This is a genomic window from Synechococcus sp. A10-1-5-1 (assembly GCF_023115425.1).
In the GTDB taxonomy this organism is placed as follows: Bacteria; Cyanobacteriota; Cyanobacteriia; order PCC-6307; family Cyanobiaceae; genus Vulcanococcus.
Genome location: NZ_CP096032.1, coordinates 1366432 through 1378555, shown reverse-complemented (window position 1 = coordinate 1378555; position 12124 = coordinate 1366432). Strand labels below are relative to the sequence as shown.

At 61.9% G+C, this 12124-nt stretch carries 13 protein-coding genes; 8 read left to right on the top strand and 5 right to left on the bottom strand.

The genetic code is table 11. From position 1 onward, the window contains the following. Positions 1-74 precede the first annotated feature (74 nt). From MY494_RS07520 to MY494_RS07510, 3 genes are read left to right on the top strand one after another with little or no spacing between them, the layout of a single operon-like run. On the top strand, positions 75-437 hold the full coding sequence (locus MY494_RS07520; RefSeq protein ID WP_247911991.1) for an NAD(P)H-quinone oxidoreductase subunit 3: 363 nt from the start codon (positions 75-77) through the stop codon (positions 435-437). A 33-nt stretch (positions 438-470) separates the two neighbouring features. Then, on the top strand, positions 471-1193 hold the full coding sequence (nuoB, locus tag MY494_RS07515) for an NADH-quinone oxidoreductase subunit NuoB (protein WP_185188386.1): 723 nt from the start codon (positions 471-473) through the stop codon (positions 1191-1193). A 5-nt stretch (positions 1194-1198) separates the two neighbouring features. Continuing rightward, entirely contained in the window at positions 1199-1747 is a 549-nt protein-coding gene (locus tag MY494_RS07510; protein WP_247909616.1) for an NAD(P)H-quinone oxidoreductase subunit J, read from the top strand. Here MY494_RS07510 and yvcK read toward each other — a convergent pair. Beyond that, positions 1741-3168: a gluconeogenesis factor YvcK family protein gene (gene yvcK / locus MY494_RS07505; protein WP_247909615.1), complete on the bottom strand. Its 1428-nt coding sequence runs from the start codon at positions 3166-3168 to the stop codon at positions 1741-1743. The two genes, MY494_RS07510 and yvcK, sit on opposite strands and share 7 nt — an antisense overlap. A gap of 28 nt (positions 3169-3196) precedes the next feature. Here yvcK and MY494_RS07500 point away from each other — a divergent pair, with 28 nt between their 5' ends. Together MY494_RS07500 and MY494_RS07495 are read left to right on the top strand one after the other, a co-directional pair. Beyond that, complete coding sequence (locus MY494_RS07500; RefSeq protein WP_247909614.1) at positions 3197-4003, top strand: ABC transporter ATP-binding protein; 807 nt, start codon at positions 3197-3199, stop codon at positions 4001-4003. Positions 4004-4008: 5 nt separating this feature from the next. Continuing rightward, positions 4009-4896 carry an MlaD family protein gene (locus tag MY494_RS07495; protein WP_247909613.1) on the top strand — a complete coding sequence of 296 codons (888 nt, stop codon included), beginning with the start codon at positions 4009-4011 and terminating at the stop codon, positions 4894-4896. On the opposite strand, the gene bchD is transcribed toward MY494_RS07495, so the two are convergent. After that, positions 4897-6957 (bottom strand): magnesium chelatase ATPase subunit D, encoded by a 2061-nt coding sequence (gene bchD, locus MY494_RS07490; protein WP_247909612.1) that lies wholly within the window; start codon positions 6955-6957, stop codon positions 4897-4899. Here bchD and folK point away from each other — a divergent pair. Then, complete coding sequence (gene folK / locus MY494_RS07485) at positions 6956-7525, top strand: 2-amino-4-hydroxy-6-hydroxymethyldihydropteridine diphosphokinase (RefSeq protein ID WP_247909611.1); 570 nt, start codon at positions 6956-6958, stop codon at positions 7523-7525. The two genes, bchD and folK, sit on opposite strands and share 2 nt — an antisense overlap. Here folK and MY494_RS07480 read toward each other — a convergent pair. From MY494_RS07480 to MY494_RS07470, 3 genes are read right to left on the bottom strand one after another with little or no spacing between them, the layout of a single operon-like run. Further along, positions 7503-8333: an alpha-1,2-fucosyltransferase gene (locus MY494_RS07480; protein WP_247909610.1), complete on the bottom strand. Its 831-nt coding sequence runs from the start codon at positions 8331-8333 to the stop codon at positions 7503-7505. The genes folK and MY494_RS07480 overlap by 23 nt on opposite strands. A gap of 20 nt (positions 8334-8353) precedes the next feature. Beyond that, complete coding sequence (locus MY494_RS07475) at positions 8354-9145, bottom strand: glycosyltransferase (protein ID WP_247909609.1); 792 nt, start codon at positions 9143-9145, stop codon at positions 8354-8356. Next, positions 9142-9918: a DUF268 domain-containing protein gene (locus tag MY494_RS07470; RefSeq protein WP_247909608.1), complete on the bottom strand. Its 777-nt coding sequence runs from the start codon at positions 9916-9918 to the stop codon at positions 9142-9144. The genes MY494_RS07475 and MY494_RS07470 overlap by 4 nt, the downstream gene beginning before the upstream one ends. Before the next feature lie 128 nt (positions 9919-10046). Between MY494_RS07470 and MY494_RS07465 the strand changes: the two genes are divergently transcribed. Then, the gene (locus MY494_RS07465; protein WP_247909607.1) at positions 10047-10607 is read left to right on the top strand and encodes an NUDIX domain-containing protein; all 561 of its coding nucleotides are present in this window, start codon (positions 10047-10049) and stop codon (positions 10605-10607) included. After that, positions 10607-12058, top strand: coding sequence for an FAD-binding domain-containing protein (locus tag MY494_RS07460; protein ID WP_247909606.1), 1452 nt, complete (start codon positions 10607-10609; stop codon positions 12056-12058). Before MY494_RS07465 ends, MY494_RS07460 begins: the two co-directional genes overlap by 1 nt. Positions 12059-12124: the final 66 nt, after the last annotated feature.

Genomic DNA, 12124 nt, shown 5'->3' with positions numbered 1-12124 from the left:
CTGAGCTCCCAGCCCGTTCCCAGTCCTGACAGGTGGATGCCAGACTGCCCCCCAGGTTGGGCCGCTTTCGCCCTGTGTTCGTTCTCTCCGGTTACGACGCCTTCCTCGGCTTCCTGCTGATTGCAGCGGCGGTGCCTGTGCTGGCGCTCGTCACCAACAAGGTCGTCTCCCCCAAGTCACGGGTGGGAGAACGGGATCTCACCTACGAGTCGGGCATGGAGCCCATCGGCGGTGCCTGGATTCAGTTCAACATCCGCTACTACATGTTCGCCCTGGTCTTCGTGATCTTCGACGTGGAGACCGTCTTTCTCTATCCCTGGGCGGTGGCCTTTCACCGCTTGGGGCTACTGGCCTTCATCGAAGCCCTGGTCTTTATCGCCATCCTGGTGGTGGCCCTGGCCTACGCCTGGCGCAAGGGCGCCCTTGAGTGGAGCTGATCTGAGATGACCCCCTCCCCTGTCACGTCCGGCATGGCCGAAGCCCTTTCGGTCGCCGCCCTTCGCGATCAACGCGAATCCAGCTGCAACCCCGTCGGTGCCCCGGCTGTCACCTCGGATCTCTCCGAGAACGTCATCCTGACCACTCTGGATGACCTGCACAACTGGGCCCGCCTCAGCAGCCTCTGGCCGCTGCTCTACGGCACCGCCTGCTGCTTTATCGAGTTCGCGGCCCTGATCGGCTCGCGTTTCGATTTTGATCGCTTTGGCCTTGTTCCTCGCTCCAGTCCGCGCCAGGCGGACTTGTTGATCGTTGCTGGCACCGTGACCATGAAGATGGCTCCGGCCCTCGTGCGTCTCTACGAGCAGATGCCCGAGCCCAAGTACGTGATCGCCATGGGCGCCTGCACGATCACCGGCGGCATGTTCTCGGCGGACTCCACCACCGCGGTGCGCGGTGTGGACAAGCTGATCCCGGTTGACCTCTATCTGCCTGGCTGCCCGCCCCGCCCTGAGGCGATCTTCGATGCGGTGGTCAAGCTGCGTAAGAAGGTCGGCAACGAGGCCCTCTCCGAGCGCGGCAATCTGATGCCGACGCACCGTTATTTCACGGTTGCCCACGAAATGAAGCAGGTGGAGCCGATCGTGGATGGTCGCTATCTGCGCGCTGAAACCCAGCAGGCTGCCCTTCAGGCTGCCGCTGGCCTCCCCGTTGCCGCGTCCGCCAAAGCCTCCATTCCCGCTGAACAAGCCTGAGATTGATGCCTGAGGACACCGCTGCCGTTACCGCACCCCAGGCTGGCCCCGTCAGCCAGTGGCTCACCAGCCAGGGTTTCGACCACCAGCTGCTTGAGCCCGATCACTTGGGCGTTGAAGTGATTGGCGTTGAGGCGCCCTTCCTCCCCGTGATCGCTGCGGCCTTGAAGGCCTCGGGTTTCGATTACCTGCAGGTGCAGGGTGGCTACGACGAAGGCCCCGGCGGCCAGCTGGTGAGCTTCTATCACCTGGTCAAGTTGGCTGGCCTGGCTGATCAGTCCACCGCGTCGCAGCACCTTCCTGCAGACGTCAAGCCTGAGGAGGTGCGCCTGAAGGTCTTCCTCTCCCGCGATGGTGATCTCACGATCCCAAGCCTCTACCCGCTCTATCGAGGCGCTGACTGGCCTGAGCGTGAGACCTTCGACATGTTCGGCATTGGTTTTGAGGGGCACCCTCAACCCAAGCGCCTGTTGATGCCCGAAGACTGGAAGGGATTCCCCTTGCGCAAGGACTACGTCCAGCCGGACTTCTACGAAATGCAGGACGCCTACTGAGGCGTTTGCGTTTTCTCCTTATCCCGGCGGTGCTTCTTGTAGAAGCGCATCACCGCCAGGCCGACGCTGCGGGGGTCATGGCGCAGGGTTGAAGTGGGCCGCGCTCCCTGCAAGGGGGCGATGGTGACGTCATAGCCCTGGCTGCGCAGCTTGCGGCTGTCGCATTCAACGGGGGCCGCCCCGCGCTGGCGGTAGTACTCCACAATGCTGGATGTGCCCAGATCCTCTTGGGCCAGCACCGACGAGAAGAGTCGCTGTTGGATCCCCAGGCTGGCCAGCTGCGACTCAATCGCCCGGAGATGCCCTTCCACATCAAGGCCGTCGGTTTCCCCGGGTTGGGTCATCAGGTTGCAGATGTACAGGCGCGGAGCCTTGCTGCGACTGATCGCCTGCACCAGCTCGGGCACCAAGAGATTGGGCAGTAGTGAGGTGTAGAGACTTCCGGGTCCCAGCACGATCAGGTCGGCATTCGCGATCGCTTCGAGGGCCTTCGGTAGAGCAGGTGGCCGCTCGGGGATGCAGCCCACCCGAACGATTGGGCTGGTGGCATGGCCGATCTGGGATTCCCCTTCAATCCGGCACCCATCAGCCAGTTCCGCCCAGAGCTTTACGTCGGCGTTGGTAGCGGGGACCACCGTGCCCTGCACCGCCAGAACCCGACTGCTGGCGGTGATGGCGCCCTCCAAGCTTCCGGTGATCGCGGTCAGGGCCGAGAGGAAAAGGTTCCCGAAGCTGTGGCCCTCCAGGCCGGTACCTGCGCGGAAGCGGTACTGAAAGAGTCGCGTCAGGAGCGGTTCTTCCGTGGCCAGGGCCGCCAGGCAGTTGCGGATGTCGCCGGGGGGCTGGACCCCGAGCTCGCGGCGCAACACGCCTGAGCTGCCGCCGTCATCGGCGACCGTGACGATGGCGGTGAGGTTGCTGCTGTATCGCTTCAGCCCGCTCAGCAAGGTGGAGAGCCCGGTCCCGCCGCCGATGGCCACGATCGAGGGGCCGCGGTTCAGGCGGCTCTTGGCCGCCAGGGCATCCACCAGCAAGGTGTCGCGATCTGGCGCCAGCGCCTGCTGGATCGCCCCAAAGCTGCGGCTTTGTCCCAGCCAGATCAGCCCACCGCCCACCACAAGAACGAGTGGTCCGGTGATTTCCCGGGGAAGGACCATTGTGATGTTGGCCAGGGACCAGCGGATGAACTCCAGCAGCCAGTAGATCGGCTGCAGGTCAGCCCAAACGGCGGCTCCAAGGAAGAGCAGGAATAGGCCAACGCCGGAGGTCAGCATCCATCGCTTGACCACCAGCCCGGGCTGCAGCCAACGGGCGGCACGCTTGGAGCGGCTGACCAGGTCCCTCTGACGCAGATTGCCGTTGCCGACCCAGCTCGGGCGAGGTCTCGAGCGGTTCCCTCTGCGCTGTCCTCGAGCCGGCATGGGGCCAGGTTACGGAGAAACCGCCAAGATGCCCCCATTCGTGAAGGATCCGGTGCAAACCACCCCAGTGGTCCAGATGGACGACGTCAGCGTGCGGTGGGGCCGCAACACGGTGCTGAGCGACGTCGACTTGACTCTGGACGCGGGAGAGCGTTTGGCGGTGGTGGGCCCTTCGGGTGCGGGCAAGTCCACGATTCTGCGGCTCCTGTCGGGCTTGCTTTTGCCCAGCAGTGGCCACCTGAAGATCCATGGCGTGCCCCAGGCCTATCTGCGGCTGGATCAGCGCAACCCGCCCGATGTGCGGATGGTGTTCCAGAACCCGGCCCTGCTGGCGTCATTGACCGTCCGCCAGAACGTGGGCTTTTTGCTTGATCGCTTCAGTCGGCTGAGCGAGCGGGAGATTCGCGCGCGGGTGGCTGATGCCCTTGAAGCGGTTGGCCTGTCGGGGACAGAAGACCTCTATCCAGGAGAACTCAGCGGCGGGATGCAGAAGCGGGTCAGCTTTGCCCGCGCTGTGATCAGTGACCCCAGCCAATCGGCGGGGAAGGTGCCGTTGCTGCTCTTCGATGAACCCACTGCGGGCCTGGATCCGGTGGCCTGCACCCGGATTGAAGATCTGATCGTTCAAACCACCCAAATGGCTGGTGGTAGTTCGGTGGTGGTCAGTCACGTGATGAGCACGATTGAGCGCACCGCCGATCAGGTGGTCTTGCTCTACGACGGCTTATTCCGCTGGCAAGGAACTGTGGAGGACTTTCGGACCACAACCAATCCCTATGTGCTTCAGTTCCGCACGGCTAGTCTCAGCGGACCGATGCAACCCGCGGAGCTCTAAACCCCATGCGCCGCAGTGTGAAAGAAGCAATCGTCGGCTTCACGCTGCTGGCGGCAGTGAGCTCGGCGGGGTTGTTCTGGCTTTGGCTCAAAGGGGTGTCGGTGAGCAATCGCACCTGGCGTTTCCAGGTCAACTTTTCTGACGCCGCTGGCTTGGCCCCGCGCTCGGCGGTCACTTACCGCGGTGTATCCGTGGGCCACGTACAGGAAGTGACACCCACGGCCACGGCGGTGGAAGTGCAGATCGATATCGACAAAGCCAACCTGCAGCTGCCACAACCCTTGGACGCGCGGGTCGAGGCGGCCTCGCTGCTTGGTGGGGATGCGGTTGTGGCTCTGACGGCGCCGATCAAGCCACTGCCCAAGGGGACCCCGGGCCCCAAAGCGATCAACTGCAACCGTGCGCTGACGGTCTGCAATGGCTCGATCATTCAGGGCAAGAGCGCCGCGACCTTGAGCCAGGTGACGGCGACGTTGCAGCAGCTGCTGGATCAGGCGGAGAAGGAGAAGCTGATTCCCAAGCTCTCCACAACGATCGGCAGCATCAACACCACGGCCCAAGAAGCCACGGCCTTCATGAAGGACGGTCAGGGATTGATCGGCGAGCTCCAGACCACTGTTCGTGACGTCAAGCCGACGATCAACAACCTCAACGCGTCCACAGCGCACATCCTCAACTTCGTGCGCGCCCTGGATAACCCCAAAACCCTGAGCGAACTCAAGGGGACGGTTGCCAACTTGGAAGACCTGACCACCACCCTGGATCGGGTGGGTGGTGACATCGAGAAACTGACCTCCGACAAGCGCTTCATGGATGGCCTGCGCAGCGTGGCCATTGGCCTAGGGGCCTTCTTTGACGAGGTTTATCCCGAGAAGACCGAAACCAGCCGTTGATCAGACCCCGCTGATGGCCTCCATGGCGATCGCCGCGATCGCTTGATCACTGGCCTTAGGCAGTTGGACGTACTTGCCGCCGGCGGAGTCGGCGAGGTCCTTGCCCATGCCGCTGCCGATGAACTTGCGCTCGGTGTCGATCACCAGCAGCTTGATGCCGAGGGAGCGGTACTTGCTGGCGACCTGCTTGACCTCTTCCTTGAGATCCACCGGCTCTTCGCCTTCCAACTGGGGCTGACCCAGGGAGCGGCTCAGGGGCACATTCCCGCGGCCGTCGGTGATGGCCACAACCACCACCTGGCCCAGTTCTCCTGTGGCCATGGCATTGGCACCAACGCGGGCGGCCTGGGAGAGTCCATGGGCCAGGGGCGAGCCGCCGCCGCAGGGCATCGACTCCAGGCGCCGGCGGGCGGCGGTGATCGAGCGGGTTGGCGGTAGGAGCACTTCTGCGGCTTCACCGCGGAAGGGGATCAGGGCGACTTCGTCCCGGTTCTCGTAGGCCTCGGTCAACAGGCGAATCACGGCACCTTTGGCGCTTTGCATCCGGTTGAGAGCCATGGATCCACTGGCATCCACCAGGAAGATCACCAGGGCCCCGGCTTTGCGCTGCAGTTGCTTGGCTCGCAGGTCTCCGTCTTCCACAACGACCTTGCGGTGTGGTTCCCGCTCACGCCGGGTTTTTTGATAGGGCGCAGCGGCACGCAGCGTGGCGTCCACAGCAATCCGCTTCACCGGTCCGCGGGGGAGCATCGGCTTGACGTAGCGGCCGCGGGAGTCACTGAAGACCACCGCCCGGCTGCCGCTGCTACCGGTCTTGGCCTTGCCGGCGTTGAACAGCAGCAGGTCCGGATCGATCGCGATCGCCTCGGGATCGAGCATGAACTCCTCGGGGATCGAGGGCGGCGCCTGATCTTCCGGGGTGTCTTCTTCCTCCTGCTCGTCCTCCTTCTCGTTGTCCTCTTCGGGTTCGTCCGGCTCCTGCTCGTTGTTCTCCGGGGGCTCCTCGCCCTGCGGCGGCGGTGGCGGAGGAGGTGGCTCCATCTGCTGATCGGGATCCTGTGGAGGCAGCTGCATCGCCCGCGGAGCGATCACCAGGCGCACGGCCACTTGCAGGTCTTCGGCTTCGACCTGGTCCCGGCCGCTGAGGGCAGCGTGGGCGCGGGCGACGCGCACGGCGTAGAGCTCGCTGCGGTGGCCTTCGACGCCGCCGCGCAGGGCCTCGTTCACCAGATAGGCGATCTGCTCACGGCTGATCTGGACGTCCGGCAGCCACTGGCGCGCCAGTAGCAGCTGGGTAGAGAGGGCGTCGGTTTCCTCTTGCCAGCGCTGGCGGAAGGCATCGCTGGATTCGGCGTGGCCGATGGCACTGCGGGTGATCTCGACCCGTTGATCCAGCTCCAGAACTTGGTTGGCCGAGAGGGCGATAGCAAAGCGATCCAGCAGGTGATCGCGGATGGCTCCTTCTTCTGGGTTGTAGGTGGCGATCAGCAGGCAGCGGCATGGGTGCGAGAGGCTCAGGCCTTCGCGTTCGACGCGGTTTTCGCCGCTGCCGATGGCCGCTAGAAGCAGGTTGGTGACGTTGTCATCCAGCAGATTCAGCTCATCGACATAGAGCACGCCGCGGTGGGCTTCTGCCAGCAGGCCAGGCTGGAAGACCGCTTCACCACTGGCGAGGGAGGCGGTGACATCGACCGAGCCCACCAGCCGGTCTTCTGTGATGCCCAGGGGGACCTGCACAAACGGTGCAGGAATGACCTTGGTGGGCAGCTCGGCCTCGGCTCCCCGTTCCGTCAGCCGCGCTCGCGTTGAGGTATCCCAGTCCTCCGGCGCTTGGGGATCGGTGTTCAGGCCGTAGCCCGCGACATCAAGGACGTCGATCGGCGGCAGCAGCGCATGCAGGCCTCGGGCCAAGACGGATTTGCCGGTGCCCCGTCCGCCGGCGATCACCACACCGCCCAGGCCGGGATCAACGGCGGCCAGCAAGAGAGCGAGTTTCAGGGTGCCGTGGCCGGTGATGGCGGCCAGGGGAAAGGCCCTGGCGGCAGTACCACTTGCAACCATGGAGACGCCGGAGGACTTCGTCGTGGGCGCCAGTCTCGCTGATCAAGGCCTGGCAATTGGGCTTGGTGCCAATTTGCCCAGCGCAGCGGGCGGGCCGATCGAGACTCTGATCGCGTTGCGGCCTCGTTTGAGCACCGAAATTCAGGTCTGTTTGGGCGAGGTGCGTCTGCGCTGGTCACCGCTCTTTCGCACGGCTCCGGTCGGTGGCCCACCGAACCAGCCTGACTACATCAATGCGGTGGTGGTCGTGGATCAGCCACCTGAGCCCACCGCGTCGGTGGCGCTTGGGTTACTTCGCCGGCTGCAGGCCTTGGAACTTCAATTTGGTCGGGTGCGAGAGGAGCGCTGGGGGCCGCGCACGCTGGATCTGGATTTGCTCTGGTGGGGCGGGTTGCAGCTCGAAAGCCCTGAGTTGGAACTGCCCCATCCCCGTTGGCGCGAGCGGGCTTTTGTCCTGGCTCCGCTGGCGGCTCTCGACGCAGGCTTTCAATCCCAGCTCGAGGAGGTCTTGGCTGGTGAGCAGCAGCAACCGCTGTTGATGGCCCCTAGGGCTGGATGGGCAGGCTGATCCAGCTGGGTTTGCGCAGATCGCCCAGGGCTTTGCGCTCGGGATTGCTCAGCCACTGATCAGGACAGATGACTAGTTGCAGTCCGCCAAAGCTCTCGCCGAGATGGGCGGCAATAGCGGAGAGACTGCTGTTGCTGATTACCAGAGCCCGCATCGTGGCCATGGCGGCCAGGTCTTCTTCCGGTGTGCCGCTGGCGATCTCCAGCTCCCAGCTGGCATCGTTCAGATGGACTTGGCCCCAGTCCGGGTCATCGCTGAACAGCACGATCCGGCGTTCCAGCTGCGGCATCTGCTCAAAGACCCGCTGGATGGCGCGGCGGTAGTAGCTCAGGGGTATGGCCATGAAGCCTGACGCCGGATTGAGGTAGTCGCCGCGGCGTAGATGCACCCCGAGCCCTGCCTGTGCTCGGACCCGAGGCAGACGCCGGTGGACGTCTAGCCACTGCTCTTTGAACGGCGCTTCAAAGAGCAGTGGCGTTGTCCCGTGGGTGATCAGTCGATCCGGGGTCAGCGCCAAAAGTTCTTCGCTGCTTGCGATGGCGAGCAGTTGTACGTCCGTCAGCGTCGACCGATCCAGGGGGCGCAGGCGCCGACGGGCCCTTGCAAGGAGCCAGTGGTGCCAGATCTTGTCGGCGGGATCGAGTAGCGGACTGATCTCCCGTTGACTCAGCCCACGCTTGGACCGGCTCCAGGAGCGCATCAGGGTCGTGTCGATCCGCACCTCGCGTTGTTTTCCTGCGGCCAGGGTGCTCGCAAGGACCCACTGCAGTAGCTGGTTCCCAAGGCCGCCTTGTATTAATAGATCCAATTTCCTCATCGATCAGGCTGTTAATCGCTCACATCTATTTTTTGGTATTTAGAAAATAGGCGCCCTATATGGCAAAGCGCCCACACGCTCGTGCTGCTGCCGAGTGCGGCCTCGATGCGGAGAACCGTAAGGGTGAGTCGAGGTTTTCTCCAGGGCTGGTGATCAATTTTAAATCGAGCAAGAGACTCAAGATCTTCCCTGACCAGCCTTGGGTTTCTTGAGGCGTTGTTGGGACTGACTTGTGTGATGGAAAGGATCTGATCTGCGTATTCGATACGTGATTCTTCCAGATTCTTTATGAAGAGGGAGTCTGAACAAATCTTCAGTGATTCATTGTATCTTCCTAGTATCTCGTGATTACCTTTTCTGTAGACCAGTGCTTGATGGCACCTGTCCCACTGCTTGCTTTTTGTGTAAGCATGCCTGCTGCTTGGTCTCTTGATGGCGCTTTTGAACTGAATTGCGCTACTCCTTGATTGTTGAAGGATATTGCTTAGATTGGTGCAGTCATGAAAGATGTCTCCAGCGTTGATATAAATCAGCCAGTTGCCACTGCTTTTGTATTGGCCAAGGTTCATCGCGGGGTAAATGCCCTGCGGTGGCTGTTGGTAGCACTGCGTTCTGACCCCTGTGATCTGCTCTGCTCTTGTGGAAAGTTCCCATGAGCCATCGCTAGAAAGGCCATCGATGATGACAATTTCGGCGCTTGCTCTGAGGAGCTCTGTGTTGTTCGCTCGGATGGAGTGAAGTGTTTTCCTAAGATCGTCTTTGGAGTTTTTGACGACGATAATGATGCTTAGTTCTGTTTTCACTTCTTTTTCCAGCTGGTAGCAAGAAAGCCAACTCCCCTGAAGTCGTTGAGTGTTGATCGAAGAAGCTCAGCGCTTGATCCGCTAATCGGTCGCCTCGATGAGTCACATGCGCACCACCACCTGAGATCGTCATTGGCGAATGAGTGCGCAAGTGTTTCAAGGATTGTCTTCGAGCTAAAGATTCTTTGTGCGTTGAACTCTGTTGTGTCTTTCGGGGTGCTTGCGATTGGCAGTGATATGAGGACTTCCCCCTGACTTCTTGCCAATCGCCTGCAGTTCTCGAGCCCCTTTGTAAACCCATTGGGATCGATTGGGTCACCGTATCGACCAAGCCCAATATGTTCTAGCGCATGCAGGCTTGTCACTAGGTCGTAGCTCTCTGCAAGCTCAGGCTTGAGCTTGCAAATGTCTGCTTGGGTGAAATAAATGTTTTTGATCTGTGTTTCGGTGGGTCGGATATCCATGACTTCGATGGGTCTAGATGCGCAGATCTGAGCTACAAAGCCATCCAGTCTTGAGCCGATGTCGATATGGCGATTGGGCGCCTTGCTAAGAACATATTGACTGCACGAAAGGTCTTGAAGGAAGTATAGAGATCTGGAGTCTCCTGCTTCTTTCGCATAATCAGACAGAATTGGTGAGATCTTCAGGTCTTGATCAATGTTTGCTTTCTTGCTTCTGACTCTGAAGCGGATGAATTGAAAGATATATCTCGAAAGACCAGTTGCGAATGAGGCTGTTTTGAGTGGATTCCAGCCAATTTCGTCAAGCAAGAAAAAAGCGCGCCTTTTTCTCAGTTCACCCAAAGCTCTGGATTGGCATGAATCGTTCTCTCTGACCAAGGGTCTTCTGCAAGCTCGGTTCTTCTGAGGCTAGTTTCATGACCAGCCTCTAGTTCCCCATGGCGCCACTGCCCGCTCCAGAGCCTGCGCGCCAGCTCGAGACCACCGCCAGTCTCGATGTACGCAAGCTGCGCTTTGAGGTCAATCGGATGCAGCTCCCGATGGGTGTCGAGGGAACCTTCGGGATGGTGAAGCACCCGGGTGCATCCCTGGCGGTACCGGTGCTTGCCGATGGTCGCGTTGTGGTTCTGCGCCAGTACCGCTTTGCGGTGGCGACCCGGTTGCTGGAGTTCCCGGCCGGCACCTTGGATCCTGGTGAGACCCCGCTCAGCACGATGCAGCGGGAGCTGCAAGAGGAAGCCGGTTACTCCGCGACCCAATGGGATGCACTGGGGGCACTCTTGCCTTGTCCGGGCTACTCCGATGAGGTGATCCACCTGTTCTTGGCCCGCGATCTCACGGAACTGAGCGAGCGGCCTCCAGGGGATGACGATGAGGATCTGGAGGTGGTGCTGATGACGCCGGCTGAACTTGATCAGCTGATCGCTAGCGGCGACGAGTACCTCGATGGAAAAAGCGTGACCGCCTGGTTCCGCGCCAAGCAGGTGCTGGGGATCTGATGGCACCTGAGCGTTGGCTGTTTTGGCATCGCCGTGATCTGCGTCTGGCCGACAACCTCGGCTTGGCGGCAGCGGCGGCAGCTACCCCTGCGGTCACCGGCGTGTTTGTGCTGGATCCGGCGATCCTGTCGGCGGCTGATATGGCCCCGGCGCGGGTCTGGTTTCTACTCGAGAGCCTGAAGGAGCTCCAGGCCAATTGGCGCCAGGCCGGCAGTGAGTTGCTACTGCTCCAAGGCGATCCCGCGGAGGTCTTGCCGCAGTTGGCCGAGGCGATCGGTGCAGGCGTCGTCGCCTGGAACCGTGATGTGGAGCCCTACGGGCGTGAACGCGATCGGCGAGTGGCCGCGGCGCTGCAGGCCCAGGGGCAAAAGGTCCTTGTGGACTGGGATCAGCTCTTGGTCGCCCCAGAGGCCCTGAAGACTGGCGCCGGAGATCCGTACAGGGTGTACGGACCGTTCAAACGCAACTGGTTTGGCCAGGTTGAGCGCAGGGCTGCGGCAGGAGAACTGGCGCTGCGGCCTGCTCCCCAGGGACTTCTGGCCCATGGGGTCGAGCTGCCAGAGCGACTGCCATTGCTCCGGGAGCTGCCGTCCCTGGAGACCTTTGGCAAAACCTTTGCTGGAAAGGATCTCTGCCCCTGTCGCCCGGGTGAGACCGCGGCAGCGCAGCAACTCCAGGCCTTCTGTGATGGCGGCCCTCTCTTGTATTACGAGCCCGGCCGGAACATGCCTGGAGAGGCGGGGACTTCGGGCCTCTCGGCAGCGTTGAAGTTCGGGACCCTCAGTCCTCGTCAGGCCTGGGATGCGGCGCAGCAAGCCAAGGCCTTGGCCCGCAGCGATGAGCAGCGCGAGTCGATTCAGGTTTGGGAGCAGGAGTTGGCGTGGCGCGAGTTTTACCAACAGGCGCTCTTCCATTTCCCGGAGCTCGCCGATGGTCCTTACCGGCCCCAGTGGAAGCTCTTCCCCTGGGAGAACGACCCTGATCGCTATCAGGCCTGGTGCGATGGGCTGACGGGCATGCCGATCATCGATGCGGCGATGCGACAGCTCAACGAGAGCGGCTGGATGCACAACCGCTGCCGGATGATCGTGGCCTCCTATTTGGTGAAGGACCTCATCTGCGATTGGCGCCTGGGCGAGACCGCTTTCATGGCCCGCCTGGTTGATGGCGATCTGGCTGCCAATAACGGTGGCTGGCAATGGAGCGCCAGCAGCGGGATGGATCCCAAGCCCCTGCGGATCTTTAACCCGGCGACGCAGGCCAGCAAGTTCGACCCAGACGGCGACTACATCCGCAGCTGGCTACCGGAGTTGAAGCACGTCAACACCAAGGACCTGCTCAGCGGTGAGATCGCCCCGATGGAGCGCCGCGGCTACCCCGCACCGATCGTCAGCCACAAGAAGCAGCAGGCGCATTTCAAGGCGCTCTATGCCTCGTTGCCGAAGGCTTGATCGGCTTGCCTCTGGTCTCATCCACGAGCTCAACGGCCCTGCGCAGTGTGCTGCTTGCTGGATAAG